Below are 15609 nucleotides of genomic sequence, written 5' to 3'. Positions count from 1 at the left end.
AAGCCGGCAGTGTTGCTCTTCCCGGTAATCAGATCGCAGCCTTTTTATTGAAATTTCCGTCTAATCATGCCGACAAATCTTCATGACTTATCCATCTATCAGCATTAGGGCTTTAGCCTGGGCAAAAAGGACGGCGCCGATGCCTCTGCAGAAAGTCTCCGGTGGCCTTACCAACGCAGCTGGCAGTTTAATTCAAAGGACAGTAAAACCAAGCTATGAGATAGGCGGATATAGAAAACTATCTCATCTCTATAATCAACAATTAATGGCGTTGACTGCCGATTCAGCCGGAACAACAAGACAAGCCAAAGAAACCGTGGACCTTATTGTGATCCCGGAAAGTCCCTACATTCATTTCGGCAGAGAGTTTGGGAAAGATGAACTATTGGCTCTGGGAGTCGGAGCCGGGGCAACGGCGTTGGCCAATATTTTATTGGACTGGCTTTATGACGGTCATTGTCCGTTGCATATCAAAGCGCCGATACTGGCGGTCGTTCAACCGGTCGTGGAAAAACCGATGCTGGTCTTCCGGCATATAAAAAACGCTTATGATAATGCCGAGCCGGCCGGTAAACATGATTTGAGCTGGCTCCTTGGGATAGCGAAAAAAGGTTTAAAGGACGGCTGGCCGACGCTAAAGGCCGACATCATTTACCATGATTCCAACCAGGCGATTAACATGGGGATATTAACTTGTTTATTCGATCCCCAGACCAGCTGGTTAAAAGCCGCTATTTTACAAGCAGTTTCATTTACAACGGCATTCCTGGAAGCGGTCTTTCTTGAAGTCAAAAGTGTTACTCTTAAACACGTCCTTTACAGCCGGAAATTACATAAGATAGGGTTCGAATCGGAACGATATTATGAATTAAGGTACATGATCGTCCCGGACCGGCCGGCCAACGATCCAACGGCGGTCTTGCAAAATATCGCCGATAAATTCGGCCTAACGAGGTTTGATGTTGGCATTCGGTATCATGACAAATATGTCCGGGAAGCCACCCTGGCAGGATTTAATGATTGGGGCGCTTCAACTCGCTTCAGAGACCGGCCGACGGAAAACGGGAAGGGCTTTATGCGCAGTGTCCAGGTTGTTTTTACCAAGCCATTTGAATTGGCGCGCGAAAAAAGGGGGGCCTATAATTGTTTTCCGGTGGAAAAATGGAAACATTATTATTTGTTTCCTGATAATAGAATGTACTGGCAGGCGGCTGAAATCCCTGAACAAAGAGTAGGAAGGGTCATCAAGCGTATTGAGGGGAAAGGCGATTATCATGAAGTTAAATTCTGGCGTTGCGGAGCCAGCGATCCAAAGGGCCTTTTGGTAACGATCGATATCCCTGACAGGTCAGGAAAAGAAGACACGGCCAGCCCCTATTTAATTGAAGTAAAAGTCCGGAAAAATTTAAAGTTATTGGTCGCCTTTAACAACTTTCTTTTAAGAGAATATCCGGCCGATCCAATCACCAAAAGCAAGTTCGAACTTACCACCGGTAAGCTTATTTGATCTTAGCCGGGGAGCTTCTCCGTCAGGAAAGATTTTAATAAAATCGCCGTCGAATCGTTAAGCCCGTCAATATCGATCGTTTTTGTCGCGTGATATTTCAATATCCTGTTCCGCTGCTCAACTCCCAGTTTCTTTCCCAATTCAACTCCGAACTGGTCGAAGCTATTGATACCCCAGATGAAGCCTTTGGCTGCCGCGCGATGCTCCGTCCAGGCTAGAAGTAAGCCGGCAGTGAACGGGGTAAGTTCTTTAAGCAGAAGAGAACTTGACGGCCGGTTCCCGCTGAAGTTCTTTGGCAAATAATCATCTTGCTTGCCGAATGCCAGAGCGTCCGGCTGGGCAAAGAAGTTGGTCATCAATTCTTCATGATGGGTGACCGAAGTGGGTGACGATTCGCCAAGCTGGTACTGCGGTTTAATAAAGCCGATAAAATCGCAGGGAACGATCTGCGTTCCCTGATGAATTAATTGATAAAAAGAATGTTGGCCGTTCGTCCCCGGTTCGCCAAAAACGACCTCGCCCGTATCAAACGATAAAGATTTGCCATCCAGATCGACCGACTTGCCGTTGCTCTCCATCTCGACCTGCTGGGTATGCGCCGGCAGTTTGCCCAAGCTTTGGGAATAGGGGAGGAGCGCCCGGGTCTTGACCCCCAGGAAGTTGATGTTCCAGATATCGAGCAGGGCCGAGAGGACCGGGATATTCTCTTCAAAGGGGGCATGCAAAAAGTGCGTGTCCAGCCAGTTAGCCCCTTTAAGTATTTGTTCGAAATTATCGTAACCGAGATAGAGTGAAAGGGGCACCGCGCCGACGGCCGAAGTCGCGCTAAAGCGGCCGCCAACCCAGTCCCAAAAACCGAACATATTCTCCGGGTCGATCCCAAAGGCCTCAACTTTATCTTTGGCTGTCGAAACCGCGACAAAATGTTTTTTAATAACGTCGGGTGAAGAACCGAGTGACGATTGCAGCCATTGCTTGGCGGTTTCGGCGTTCTTCATTGTTTCGGCGGTGGTAAATGTTTTGGAAATCACCACCACCAGCGTATCTTCAGGGTCAAGACCGGCTGTTTTCCGGGCAAAATCGGTCCCATCAACATTGGCAATGAAGACCAGTTTTTTCCCTTTGATCGCATAGGGGGCGCAAGCTTCCGCCAGGTACTCCGGTCCGAGATATGATCCGCCGATGCCGATGGCAACGATATTATTTAACTTATTTTGCGCGGCGAATTTCTTGATCTTGGCCAGGACTTCTTTGACTTCCGGATGATGGTCCGGATCCCGCAAGGCGACATGAAGAACCTGGCGTCCCTCGGTCACGTTGACCTTTCCGCCGTTGAACATGTCCTTGATCTTCGCTCGCAAGCCGGTCTCTTCGGCTAAACGAAGCAGCAGGCCGATCACGGTTTCATCGACTAACTGGCGAGAATAGTCAAAATAGAGATGCTCGGTCCTAACCGCGCGTCTTATAAATGAGGTCTTGAGGTCAGGCTTATATGACTTTTGATAATTCTTGAGCTCGAGAAAACTTTGAACCAGATTGAAGTGCTGATTATCCGCCATAGTTTTAAATTATAGCAGATTTAGACCCCCATCAGCATCGGATAAACCTGATCGTGGATTGTCTGCCAGTGCTCTTCGCCCTGGTAGCTTTCGATGTAAAGCTTACCCTTCAGTTCGGTACCGGAAGCGCGGGCCGCGAACCAGGAGCCGTCATCTAAAATCACTTTCGTGCCGCCGATAGCGGCACCGTTGCCGGGAGCGGTAGTCAGTATCTGAACGATCCGGCGGCCGGCAATCTCGGCTCCGACACTCAACCTGTTAGCCAGAGTTTTGACATTCTTTCTGAACGCGGTAACATTTTCCGTATTCAAAGTAATGTCGGCTCTCTTGTAGAACGGGTCACCGTAGCGCGGCACCAGGATTTCTCTGTAAATTTGCGAAGGCGTTTTCCCTATTCTGGCCACGATCTCGGCCGAAAGAAGCGCCAGGGCAAATCCGTCTTTATCGGTCGTCCAGGTCTTGCCGTCCAGGGTGAGGAAAGAGGCGCCGGCACTCTCTTCGCCGCCGAAAGCCAGCCAACCTTCTGACAACCCTTTAACAAACCATTTGAAGCCGACCGGGACTTCGTAAAGCTCATGGTTTAAAAAACCTTTAACAACTCTGTCAATCATGCTGCTGCTGACGATCGTTTTTCCTATTTTCAAGTTTCTTGACCACTGCGGCCGGTACTGCAGCAGATACCAGATGGCGACGGAGAGATAATGGTTCGGATTCATCAGCCCGTCGGGAGTGACGATCCCATGTCGGTCAAAATCGGTATCGTTGCCGAAGGCGATCTGATATTGATCTTTCAAGCTGATCAAACTTGCCATGGCGTCCTTGGAAGAACAATCCATACGGATCGTTTTATCGCTGTCAACAGTCATAAAGCCAAACGTCGGATCAACCACATCATTAACGACCGTGAGATCGAGACCGTATTTTTCCGCGATCGGAGCCCAATAATGGACCCCAGAGCCGCCCATCGGATCGGCGCCGATCTTAATTTTCGCGGCATGGATCGCTTCAAAATCAACTACCCTGGCCAAGTCGGCAACGAACGGGGTGATAAAATCTGTTTCCTTGACTGTACCGGCACCTCTGGCCGTTTCAAATGGGGTTGCATTAACCCCTTCGTTATTATTGTTAATTAGCTGATTGGCCCGATCCTGAACCCAGCCGGTGACATCGGTGTCCGCCGGACCGCCATGTGTCGGGTTATATTTAAAACCACCATCCTGCGGCCCATTGTGAGAGGGAGTGATGACAATGCCGTCCGCCAGTCCGTTTGACCTGCCGTGGTTATGATTGATAATCAGGCGCGAAATGACCGGGGTAGGAGTGAATTCATCATCTTTGTGACAAACGACTTCAACTCCGTTAGCAGCCAAGACCTCCAGCGCGGTCTTGAACGCCGGAAAAGAGAGGGCGTGGGTGTCAAAACCGATAAAGAGGGGACCGGTCGTTCCTTGAGTTGCCCGGTATTCGCAGATCGCCTGGCTGATCGCCGCGATATGCCGTTCGTTGAAAGAGCCGGTCAGAGAACTACCGCGGTGGCCGGAGGTGCCGAATTCGACCGGGTGCGTCGGCTTCAGGTCATAATAGGCCGCGACCAGCTGACTGATATCGATTTGCATCTCTGGCGGAGCTTTTTGGCCGGGAATTATCTCTGGTGTCTTAGTCATTTGATTTCTATTATACCATTTCGCTTTCGATTCGGTTATAATCTAGGGGTAATTAGCGTGAAACAAACAGTTAACCTGGCTGGTTTAATAGTTGATAACGTTACCCTGGTTGAGGCTGTCGCCAAGGTCGAGGGGTTCATTGCCTCCGGCCAGCCGCATTTAGTCGCCACCCCTAATCCCGAAATGATCGTCACCGCCCAGGACGACCAGGAGCTGCGTGACATCCTCAATAAAGCCGACCTCCGCATCCCCGACGGGATCAGCATGGTCGTCGTTTCCCGGATACTGGGGACGCCGCTGCAGGAGCGGGTCAGCGGGATCGACCTGATGCTTAAGTTATGCGAGGTCAGCGCGGTCAAAGGGTATAAGATATTTCTCCTGGGGAGTGCGCCGGCCGTCCCCGAAGAAGCGGCCAAGAAATTAACCGCGCTGTTCCCGGGCTTGAAAGTAGTCGGCACCCAGCACGGTTATTTCGGCGGTGATGATCCTGCCGTGCTGAAAAAGATCATGCATACCGAACCCGATCTCCTTTTTTGCGGGCTCGGCGCCAGCCGCCAGGAGAAGTGGCTCAATCATCACCTGGCGGAGCTAAAGACCGTCGGGATGGTGATCGGCGGCAGTTTAGATGTTATTTCCGGCCGGAAAAAACGGGCGCCCAAATGGGCCCAAGCGCTCTATATCGAATGGCTCTACCGCTTATTTTCTGAACCACAGCGCTGGAAAAGACAGCTCGCCCTGCCGAAGTTTTTATGGTTGGTGTTCACCCGGCGGTAAGGATATACTGTTATAGTGAAACGCCTAAAACAGATTGCTATCGTAATAGTAATAATTGCCTCGGTCCAAAGCATCGCTTATTCCGAGGATCGGCCTTTTGGTGTCGTAACGACACCTTCAGTTAACAACCAAACGAGGGAAGCAAACACAGAAGCAACCACCCTGGCGCAATTTAACCTGGGGCTATCCGTTAGAGCCGAATCCAGGCCAACCTGGGGATATGAACTGGAGATCTGGAAAGATATTCACGGTCTAAATATTTATTACGGCTCTCAATCCGACATCATTAGCACAATTGAATTAAAATATAAACTTAAACTAACTAAAGAGAACTATTGCGGCGCCGGCCTCGGAGAATTCCGGGACGCGATAAAAGTCTCCTACGCTCTGCCCAATTGGATAACTACAGGTGAGGCTATTTCCCAATCATTATCAATATTTATCGGTTCGGAAAAACAAATAATAGATCCGTTACTGGCCAATGTCGAATTGGGATTGATCTTCCCAAGCATCAAAAGTATTTATGGTGAGCAGCCATACCCATTTATCGTTCCTAAAACTCGATTTTATCTTACCCTTGGCTTGAAATATTTCTTCTAAGCCATACAACTTACCCGGCTTTAATCAAGCTTTATTCGTAACTATTCAGGTATCACTGCCCTCATCTAGTTTCGTTTTAGGCTATGGCCCTTCTCCCGGCGGGAGAAGGTTTTTTCCTTAACAATCCCCCCTCTCCCTTTGGGAGAGGGGGCTACACTTTGGCATAGATAGGGTGAGGGCTGAATAGTTACCTTTATTCTTAATTCATCTCATGTTATAATCCGTCCATGAGCGAAGTTTTACTGGACATAGATCTGCCCGGGATAAAACAGTTCAAAAAAGGGAAGGTCCGCAATGTTTTTGACCTGGGTGATGAGCTTCTCCTCGTTGCTTCCGATCGGATCTCCGCTTTCGATTCCGTCATGCCGAACGGTATTCCCGATAAAGGGGCGATCCTGACCCAGATTTCACTCTTCTGGTTCGACTTTACTAAGAACATCATCAAAAACCATATCATCGAAGCGAATGCCGATAAATACCCGGCGGCACTGCAATCTTTCAAGAGTAAACTGGCCAAGCGCTCGGTTATCGGCCATAAAGCCGAATTGATCCCGGTCGAGTGTGTTGTGCGCGGTTATCTCTCTGGCTCCGGTTGGAAAGATTACCAGAAGTCGGGCGCGATCTGCGGGATCAAACTGCCGGCCGGACTGACGGAATCAGCCAAACTCCCCGAGCCGATCTTCACCCCGACCACTAAGGCGGAGCAGGGGCATGACCTTAATATCACCCAGAAAGAGGTTGAGGCACTGGTCGGCAAAGCGACCGCCGACACTATCAAGGCCAAAACGATCGCCCTTTACCAGGCCTGCGCCGAGTATGCCCTGCAAAAAGGGATCATTATCGCCGACACCAAGTTTGAGTTCGGCTTCCATAACGGCGAAATCATCATTATTGATGAGATGCTGACCCCCGACTCATCCCGCTTTTGGCCGCAGGCGCTCTATAAGGTTGGCCAATCCCAGCCAAGCTACGACAAGCAATTCGTCCGGGACTACCTGGAATCGATCAAATGGAACAAGGAACCGCCAGCGCCAAAACTACCCGAGGAGGTGGTGCAAAAGACGCGGGAAAAGTATCTCGAGGCCTACACTAAACTGACAGGTAAGAAAGAACTTTAGGAGGTTCACCATGGATATCGGCAAAGCTTTTGTTGACGCCTGGAATATTTACGTCAAGAATTTCGTCATTATCATCCTGGCCGGGATCGTCGCCATGATCCTCGGCATCCTGGTCGCTCCGCTGGTCGGTTTTCAGATGATGTTCGTCAAAGCCAAACGCGGTGAAGCGATCTCTTTCAATGATATTTTCGCCCCTTTCAGCAAATTCATCCCGCTCGCCCTGGGCGCCGCCTGGATATTTATTCTCCTCTGCCTGGCCTTTTTCCCGATGGCGATCGCTTTCTGGCTCAATTGGAACTGGCTGGGAATGATCCTGACGGTGGCCGCGATCGTCTGGGATATTTACGTTGGCGTTGGGTGGCTCTTTGCCCTCCTCTTGATCTATGAAAAGGGGTTGGGGATCAACGCCGCCCTGAAGGCCAGCCGGGAGATCGTCGGCAAGAACAATTGGTGGCTCGTCTTCTTACTCGTCATTCTGGCCGGATTCGTTTCCGGCCTCGGGAATATCGCCTGGGGCATCGGTGCCATCTTGACCATGCCGCTGGGGACAGGAGCCATCGCTTGTGCCTACGCTGAGGCTGCGAAATAAGACTAAAAAAATAACTATCGGCCGGCTGGTGATCGGCGGCGGTAACCCCGTCGCCGTCCAGTCGATGACGAAGACGATAACTTCGGACATTGACGCCACGGTCCGGCAGATCAACGAACTGGCCAAGGCTGGTTGCCAGATAGTCCGTTGCGCTGTTCCGGACCGGGAGTCGGCCCTGGCCCTAAAAGAGATCAAACGGCAGATCGGCCTGCCGCTGGTGGCCGATATTCATTTTAACCATGAGTATGCCATCCTGGCGGCGGAAGCCGGGGTCGATAAGCTCCGGATCAATCCCGGTAATATCGGCGCGCCGGCCAAGATCGCGGCGGTCGTGAAGGCGGCCCGGGACCACGGTATCCCGATCCGGGTCGGGGTCAATTCCGGCTCGCTGGAAAAAGATATCCGCAAGAAATATAAGGGGCATGTCACCGCCGAAGGGTTAGTCGAAAGCGCTCTGCGCAATGTCCGGATCCTGGAAGATTTGAAGTTCCGGGAGATCGTCATCTCGATCAAGGCGACCTCGGTCCCGCTGACGGTCAAAGCTTACCGGTTGATGGCCGGCAAGACGGCTTATCCGCTCCATGTCGGGATGACGGAGGCGGGGATCCCGAAGATCGGGATCATCCGTTCAGCCGCCGGGATAGGGGCAGTCCTGGCTGCCGGAATAGGGGACACTATTCGGGTCTCGTTGACTGGCGATCCGGTCGAAGAGGTTCGGGTCGGTTATGAGATCTTGAAGTCGCTGGAACTGGTCAACCGCGGGGTGACGATACTTTCCTGCCCGACCTGCGGCCGGACCGGGATCGATGTTGTCGGTGTAGCCACAGAGATCGAGGCCAGGACCCGCGAGATCAAGGAGCCGCTGACCATCGCCATCATGGGGTGCGAAGTGAACGGCCCCGGTGAAGCGGCCGACGCGGATGTCGGCTTGGCCGGCGGCAATGGGGTCGGGTTGATCTTCCGGGCAGGGAAGGTGGTCCGCCGAGTCCCCGAGGCCGAGATGGTCGAGGCACTGCTGGACGAGATCGAAAGTATGGTTAGCAACAAGAAGGGAGCAAACCGGTGATCGAACGTTATACAATGCCCAAGATGCGCGAGATCTGGTCGGAAGAGAACAAGTTCCGCAAATGGCTGGAGGTGGAGATCGCCGCCTGCGAGGCCTGGGCCGGACTGGGGAGAATCCCCCGGGAAGCGTTGGCCAAGATCAAGCGGAAAGCTTCTTTCGAAATCGAACGGATCAATGAGATCGAGAAAGAGACCAACCATGACCTGATCGCCTTTCTGACCTCGGTCGCCGAAAAGGTCGGCCGGGATTCACGCTTTATCCATCTTGGCCTGACTTCATATGATGTGGAAGACACCGCCCGCTCGATGCAGCTTCGCGATGCGGCCGATCTGATCATCTTGGATATTGAGGACGCCATCAAGATCCTGAAACGCCGCGCCAAAGAAGAAAAACACACGGTGATGATGGGCCGGACCCACGGCGTCCACGCCGAACCGGTCACCTTTGGTTTAAAACTACTCGTCTGGGTAGCCGAGATGGAGCGGAACCTCGACCGGATGCGCCGCGCCCGGGAAGTCATCTCGGTCGGCAAGATCTCCGGAGCGGTCGGCACCTACGCTTCGGTTGACCCGCGGGTCGAAGAATATGTCTGCAAGAAACTGAAGCTGAAAGCGTCCCCGGCCTCGACCCAAATATTACAAAGGGACCGCCATGCCGAGTTCATGGCGACGCTGGCGATTGTCGCCGCGACGCTCGAGCAATTCGCCACCGAGATCAGGAACCTCCAGCGGACCGAGATCTGGGAAGTGGAAGAGCCGTTTGGCAAAGGACAGAAAGGATCGTCGGCCATGCCGCACAAGAAGAACCCGATCACCTGCGAGCGGATCGCCGGCCTGGCCCGGGTCATCCGGGGGAACTCCCTGGCCGCCCTCGAAAATGTCGCCCTCTGGCACGAGCGCGACATTACCCATTCCTCGGTCGAGCGGGTGATCTTTCCCGACAGCTGCCTGTTGCTCGATTATATACTGCAAAAATTCTGCTGGGTCATGGATGGATTGGTCGTCTTCCCGCAGAACATGAAGAAAAATATCGACAAGTCGCAGGGGCTGATCTTCTCGCAAAAGATCCTTTTGCTCTTGACCGATAAAGGGCTGACCCGGGAAGAATCTTATAAGATCGTCCAGACGGCGGCGATGAAGGCGCGCGCTTCCGGCCGCAACCTGAAAGAAGAGTTGCTCGACAGCCGCGACGCGCGGAAGCATCTTTCCGCGGCCGAGCTCGACGCTATATTCGATATCCGCAACCATCTCAAGAACATTGACGTCATCTTCAGGAGGTTTGGATTATAATGGCAAAAGTCAAAGTTTATATCACCCCGAAAAAAGGGGTGCTTGATCCGCAGGGGAAGGCGGTCGAGGCCTCGCTTCATTCGCTCGGTTATAAGAACGTCAACGACCTCCAGATCGGCCGCTATATCGAGCTCGACCTGGGCGGGCAGGATGTCAAAAAGGCCGAGAAACAGGTCAATGAGATGTGTCAGAAGCTCCTGGCCAACCCGGTTATCGAAGATTTCCGTTTCGAGGTCATCGTCTAATGAGATTTGGGGTCATCGTTTTTCCGGGATCGAATTGCGACAGCGACTGTTACAACGTCGTTAAGAACGTCCTGAAGCAGCCGGTCGATTATGTCTGGCACCACGAGACCGACCTCAAGCGTTTTGACTGCCTGATCCTCCCCGGCGGCTTCTCCTACGGCGACTACCTCCGCTGCGGGGCGATCGCCCGTTTCTCCCCGGTCATGGAATCGGTAAAATCTTTTTCTGATAGGGGAGGGTTGGTGATCGGGATTTGCAACGGTTTCCAGATCCTGACCGAGGCCGGACTCCTCCCCGGCGCCTTGAAGCGGAATGATAACCTCCAATTTATCTGCAAACCGGTCCGGCTGAAGGTGCAAAACGACCGGACCCCGTTCACGAAAAAGTGCAAAAAAGGCCAGCTTTTGACCATTCCGATCGCCCATGGCGAAGGGAACTATATCTGCGATAAAGCGACCCTGGCCGAGTTGAAGAAGAACAAGCAGATCGTTTTCACTTACCAGGGAGAGAATCCGAACGGCTCTGTCGCCAAAATTGCCGGTATCTGCAATAAAAAGCGCAATGTCCTGGGGATGATGCCGCACCCGGAGCGCGTTTCAGAGCAGCTGCTTGGCTCGGAAGACGGTTTAGCGATCTTCCAGTCTATCTTGAGCTATAAATGAATATTGGTCTACGATTGCTGGCGGTAGCGCTATTTCTCTCTCTTCTTTCGCCGTGTTTTGCCTTTAGATTGGATAAGATCGATGCTGTTTCCGACTTCCATATCGGCCTGACCACCGGTATCGGCACCGGGCTCAACTTTGGGGTTTCGGCCAGATTCTTGCCTGGAAACCTAAAACCCGGCCTAGAAGTTGAACAATTGATCACCGATGTCGATTATTCAGCTATGATCCACGGCCTAAAACTTGGCTTATTATTAAATCTAAAGATAGATGAAAACATATATATAAACGGCCATTATGGCAATAGCCAGTTCCGGTCCAGCAAAAACATCATATATAAAGACCTTGCGGGCAATAGCCAGACAATTGTTGCCGACCAACTGACCATGGGCAGTTACTGTGGCATCTCGCTGGATTATCTTATGCCAGATTGGGGTGTTCTGATCACCCCCAAGTACCTTATAAATTCGATCAGCGGGCAGGGTCCTGTCAGCCAGTTTGACTTCAATATCGGTAAAACCTTTTAAATCTCCTTAGTCCGGACAATTAACCTGAATAACAACTGTGCATAACAGGGCAAGTGGTGATTTTTTTGGCCCACCAGAGCTAAATATTGGCTATTCGTCACCCCTTCGTATCTTGACATAAGATATATTATGCGACACTACATCTTGGTTAAAAAGAACGCTTTTTAGGGCTACCCTGCGGCTCATTAACCTCAAACTTCTAACCTCAAACCTCAAAACAATACCCAAAAAGTAATAAACAAATCCCAATCTCTTGGCATTTGATCTTTGATCTTTCTGATTTGTTTGGATGTTGGATGTTTGAGGTTGGAGGTTACTATCCGGCCTTGGCACAAGTTAGTTCCCCCACCCCCCACCGCAAGAAAATAACCCTTTTTTACGATAAATATAGTAGAATAACAGCCATGGCTGAACCTATTAGGGTACCTTTAATACCTGCCGCAGGGAGCACGGAAGCGGCTATGGCCGGGGTGCAGGGCATTGTTTTTACCGCTACTGACCGGAAGCTCATCGAGGACCGCACCGGAGCCGAGATCAACAAGACCAGCACGTTCCTGGAGGCGATGTCTAAGAAGCAGTCAATTACCGACCGGATCGAAGATGAGCATTCCGAGGTTAATTCCCACGTAGAGATTGGCGTTAAACCACCCCAGGATGTCAAAGGGCTAAAAAGAAGGATCAAAGACCATGATCGGATCATTAAATACTCAAATATTACCGCGCCCCATGAACGGGTCGAGATAACCGGGATAACCCCGGAAGCCGAGCTAGCCGCCGAGGAGCGGCCAACAACCGACCCGGCCAAGACCGCAACCCCGCCAGTCGATAGCCAGCCCCACTCCGAAATGATCGCTAAAACGACCGCCATCGCCAAGGAATTGAACCTCAACCCGGCCGAGCTGTTCGACAAGTTTGCCCTGGAGCAATCCCAGTTATTCTCCCTGGTCGCCAAGATCAAAGACCTCCACCTGAAACGGCTCCTGGCCGGCAGCCGGGCGGAATTCGAATCGTTCTCTGATGAGATCAAGCGCGAAACGCTCGCTTCGGTCCGGGAAGAAGCCCGGGATTGGCTGGACCACCAGCTTGATGGCTTGACCCGAGGCGCGGCGGAATATAAGCTTAACTTGTTAAAGTCACTGCAGTCGATGCATTATGATGACAGGAAAAATGACAGCGTCCAATGGCTGCGGAAGGTCATCGACAAATTGGCCAAGCCGGAGAACTAGTTCAACCCCGCCAACTTGTGAGTTTGAGGTATCACCAACACTCTTTTTAGCTTCCTTTTGGCTGTCGCCTCAAAAGCTAGCATCTGTTCGGCCGATGGCCGATGCTTGATCGCCCCATGCGGCGTGACTGGCTGTAAAACCAAGGGGATTTTATCATCCACCGCCGCGATCAAAGAGGCCGCCTCATCTATCTCTTTGATAGTGGATTCCTTAGCAAAAACAACCTTCACAAAAACATCTTTAAGGTAAGCCGTCTCCAAGGCCTTCTTATGTTCCTTCCAATATGGAGAGAGGCCGGTCGCGCTTGGCAGTTTAAGGTCCAAGGCAATGATATCGACCAGCTCGATCACTTCAGCCAGGTGGTCCGGCAAGACCCCGTTCGTTTCTAAATAGACCGGGAGCTTGACCTCTTTTTTCAGCGCCGGAAGGAATTCCTTGAGGAAATCGACTTGCAGGAGCGGCTCGCCACCGGTCAGGCTAACCGAATGGCAGGCCCCGGCCGGTTTATTCAAAGAGGCTATCAATTCAACCAACTGACCGACCTCGACCGGATTATTCCGTGTTTCGAACTTATGGGTACCAGGAACCGGCTCAAACTTGAAGGTTGGGGATATAACCAGGGCCTGGGGTGAATCGCAATACTGGCAAGAGAGGTTACAACCGGCAAACCGGACGAAGATCTGCCTCACCCCAACGTACAGCCCCTCCCCCTGGATTGAGGCAAAGAGCTCATTAAGCTGGGCTTGGGCTGGCATATAGACGAATTGTAGCAACGAATGGGGGCTGAAGCAATGAAATGGTGGTGGTTTAGACAGTTATGTCGACTTGGGGTTTGGGAAGTCTTAGAGCCGCTAAAACGGCGCTCATCTGACTGGTCAAACTGTCAAGAGGAGAGTTGGAATTAGTCTCGGTGGTCTTATTAACCTCACGAGCACTAGCCCCTGCCCTTTGAGCCAATTTATTTAATGGATTAATTAATGAATTAACGTTACTGATCATAGTACATTCCTGCCATACATCTATCGGCAGGTTTGGGGAGAAATTTCAGGGTATTTATAAATCAATAAAATCCCTTTTATTCTAGACTCTACCCCTAATATCCGGATTAATGCAATAGAACGAATTGTTTAACAATCAAAATAAAAAGCTATTTTATGAGGAAATTACTATAAATGTATTTTCTCGCGACATTTTAATAGAATGGCCTTCCTTATTTCCCTGCCTTTTTCAAATATTTTCTTATTATAAAGATAACCAAAACAAAGATGGCAGATAGCATTTAACCAGTTAACGTTGTCTTTTAATGCTAAATAATCCATTATTGAATAAGCATTTATTACATGCTCTTCAAGCTTTTTATTTCTATCGATGAATTGCTTTAGATATTCAATTATTTCATTATTAAATTTTATAATATTATCTTTAATATCTTTTGATTGTTCTTTCAACAATTGAAAGTTCTCATAATACATCTTCTCAATTATTGAAATATCCTTATTATATCTATGGAAGTCCAAGTAAACACCGTGCATTTCATTTAGCACTTCCAAATATTTCAATGATTTAAGATTTATATAATCACACTGTATTGGTCTTAGATTAAAAAGCCACCTCTTATCTACATTTTTAGACAATGCTTCGAAATCTTTTCTGTTATCTGCTAATGTATCTAGCGCCATAATCAGCTCCTGGTAAAGAAGCCAGTTGCTATTATAATCATCTCTTTCTTTTTTATAATAATCAAAAAGAGATGTTACTAGAAAAGTAAAAATGCCGGCCCAAGCGGCACCCCAAAAGGCTGCTTGCATAATTTCTTGTTTTTGGATATATTTTGGAGAAAAAGTAACTAGTGTCGCTAAAATAATTATAAACAACAATCGACGTAAAATAAAGTCAATATTTATTTCTCTAAAAAACAACTCTTTTATATTTAGCATGCTAATAATAAGACTTTATCTTCTGTCTGACTTCTGCTTTTCTTGATTTATTAAGAGGATTATATAAATTATCATTAATAAATATCCACAGACCGCCTACTCCACCTTAAACTGGTCGTCCCCTATCCCCTTATTGACCTTGATGTTTTGGAACTGCATCTCGACCTTCATCTTGCCGGCCGGGGTGGTAACGTTGGAGAGGTTCTTGACCGGGATCCAGATATCGGCAATCTTTTGATACTCGATCACCGACTGGCTGACGAGCCGGCCTTTGGGATCGTACATCATGATCGAGGTCGGGATCATCTTGCCAGAGTCGACCACGAACTCCATTCGGCCAAAGAACTTGTTGGCTTCCTTAGGGGTGCCGGTGATAACGTAATCGTTCCCCTTCTTTTCCATGGTCAGGTTGAAATAATCGAGCGCCTTCTCGAAGTTCATCTCCTTCTGCGGTTCGGCCTGCCCTTTGGCTTGGCGCATTTTCTTCATGTCCTGGACCATCTTCTGGCCGGTCTCGGGATTGATGATCGCCATCTTGTCGCCGTTGGTGATGGTGATCTGCTTCATCGGGGAGAGCATCTCGACCTTCGACTTATCTTTCCCCTTGTTCCAGATCTTACCCTTCTGGGTCATTGTCTGCGGGCCTTGCCCCTTCGAGCCGGGCATAACCATACTGGAAGTGATGGTCGTGACGGTTTCCGCGTACATATCATTTATTCTCGATTGGTTGGACTGGATCTTGGAAACGAGGTCCTTCACCGACAGATCACCGGCCAGTGAAGGTGCGACGAGGGCAAGACAGAGGGCAAAAGAGACCAAGAGACCTATCAATTTACGCATTGGCTT

The 15609-nt window shown here is 50.2% G+C and carries 16 protein-coding genes; 11 read left to right on the top strand and 5 right to left on the bottom strand.

The features are described from left to right. Positions 1–82 precede the first annotated feature (82 nt). Complete coding sequence (locus WC903_06960; GenBank protein ID MFA5893676.1) at positions 83–1507, top strand: hypothetical protein; 1425 nt, start codon at positions 83–85, stop codon at positions 1505–1507. 2 nt (positions 1508–1509) lie between these two features. Here WC903_06960 and pgi read toward each other — a convergent pair whose 3' ends face one another. Further along, complete coding sequence (pgi, locus tag WC903_06955) at positions 1510–3066, bottom strand: glucose-6-phosphate isomerase (GenBank protein MFA5893675.1); 1557 nt, start codon at positions 3064–3066, stop codon at positions 1510–1512. Positions 3067–3086: 20 nt separating this feature from the next. After that, positions 3087–4730, bottom strand: coding sequence for a phosphoglucomutase, alpha-D-glucose phosphate-specific (locus tag WC903_06950; protein ID MFA5893674.1), 1644 nt, complete (start codon positions 4728–4730; stop codon positions 3087–3089). A gap of 57 nt (positions 4731–4787) precedes the next feature. On the opposite strand from WC903_06950, the gene WC903_06945 reads away from it, so the two are divergent. The 10 genes from WC903_06945 (at position 4788) to WC903_06900 (ending at position 12826) form a co-directional block, all read left to right on the top strand. Beyond that, entirely contained in the window at positions 4788–5504 is a 717-nt protein-coding gene (locus WC903_06945) for a WecB/TagA/CpsF family glycosyltransferase (protein MFA5893673.1), read from the top strand. A gap of 15 nt (positions 5505–5519) precedes the next feature. After that, positions 5520–6104: a hypothetical protein gene (locus WC903_06940; GenBank protein ID MFA5893672.1), complete on the top strand. Its 585-nt coding sequence runs from the start codon at positions 5520–5522 to the stop codon at positions 6102–6104. Positions 6105–6331: 227 nt separating this feature from the next. After that, the gene (locus WC903_06935; protein MFA5893671.1) at positions 6332–7222 is read left to right on the top strand and encodes a phosphoribosylaminoimidazolesuccinocarboxamide synthase; all 891 of its coding nucleotides are present in this window, start codon (positions 6332–6334) and stop codon (positions 7220–7222) included. 10 nt (positions 7223–7232) lie between these two features. Beyond that, on the top strand, positions 7233–7811 hold the full coding sequence (locus WC903_06930; protein MFA5893670.1) for a hypothetical protein: 579 nt from the start codon (positions 7233–7235) through the stop codon (positions 7809–7811). Then, the gene (ispG, locus tag WC903_06925) at positions 7801–8877 is read left to right on the top strand and encodes a flavodoxin-dependent (E)-4-hydroxy-3-methylbut-2-enyl-diphosphate synthase (GenBank protein ID MFA5893669.1); all 1077 of its coding nucleotides are present in this window, start codon (positions 7801–7803) and stop codon (positions 8875–8877) included. Before WC903_06930 ends, ispG begins: the two co-directional genes overlap by 11 nt. Further along, a complete protein-coding gene (purB, locus tag WC903_06920) occupies positions 8874–10166 on the top strand; it encodes an adenylosuccinate lyase (protein ID MFA5893668.1) in 1293 nt (430 codons plus the stop codon). The genes ispG and purB overlap by 4 nt, the downstream gene beginning before the upstream one ends. Then, the gene (purS, locus tag WC903_06915; GenBank protein ID MFA5893667.1) at positions 10166–10411 is read left to right on the top strand and encodes a phosphoribosylformylglycinamidine synthase subunit PurS; all 246 of its coding nucleotides are present in this window, start codon (positions 10166–10168) and stop codon (positions 10409–10411) included. The genes purB and purS overlap by 1 nt, the downstream gene beginning before the upstream one ends. Beyond that, positions 10411–11073: a phosphoribosylformylglycinamidine synthase subunit PurQ gene (gene purQ, locus WC903_06910; GenBank protein ID MFA5893666.1), complete on the top strand. Its 663-nt coding sequence runs from the start codon at positions 10411–10413 to the stop codon at positions 11071–11073. The genes purS and purQ overlap by 1 nt, the downstream gene beginning before the upstream one ends. Then, the gene (locus WC903_06905; protein MFA5893665.1) at positions 11070–11600 is read left to right on the top strand and encodes a hypothetical protein; all 531 of its coding nucleotides are present in this window, start codon (positions 11070–11072) and stop codon (positions 11598–11600) included. The genes purQ and WC903_06905 overlap by 4 nt, the downstream gene beginning before the upstream one ends. 404 nt (positions 11601–12004) lie before the next feature. Beyond that, positions 12005–12826, top strand: a complete 822-nt coding sequence (locus WC903_06900; protein MFA5893664.1) for a hypothetical protein — start codon at positions 12005–12007, stop codon at positions 12824–12826. Here WC903_06900 and WC903_06895 read toward each other — a convergent pair. The 3 genes from WC903_06895 to WC903_06885 all read right to left on the bottom strand — a co-directional run bounded on the left by WC903_06895 (position 12823) and on the right by WC903_06885 (position 15603). Further along, a complete protein-coding gene (locus WC903_06895; GenBank protein ID MFA5893663.1) occupies positions 12823–13581 on the bottom strand; it encodes a 7-carboxy-7-deazaguanine synthase QueE in 759 nt (252 codons plus the stop codon). The genes WC903_06900 and WC903_06895 overlap by 4 nt on opposite strands. Before the next feature lie 411 nt (positions 13582–13992). Continuing rightward, the gene (locus WC903_06890; protein ID MFA5893662.1) at positions 13993–14763 is read right to left on the bottom strand and encodes a hypothetical protein; all 771 of its coding nucleotides are present in this window, start codon (positions 14761–14763) and stop codon (positions 13993–13995) included. A gap of 96 nt (positions 14764–14859) precedes the next feature. Then, entirely contained in the window at positions 14860–15603 is a 744-nt protein-coding gene (locus WC903_06885) for an outer membrane lipoprotein-sorting protein (GenBank protein ID MFA5893661.1), read from the bottom strand. Positions 15604–15609 lie beyond the last annotated feature (6 nt).

This window comes from Candidatus Margulisiibacteriota bacterium (genome assembly GCA_041658645.1).
Classification (GTDB): Bacteria; Margulisbacteria; WOR-1; order O2-12-FULL-45-9; family XYB2-FULL-48-7; genus JBAZZV01.
Note: the sequence above shows the minus strand (reverse complement) of the source record. Positions and strands in the feature narration are given on the sequence as shown.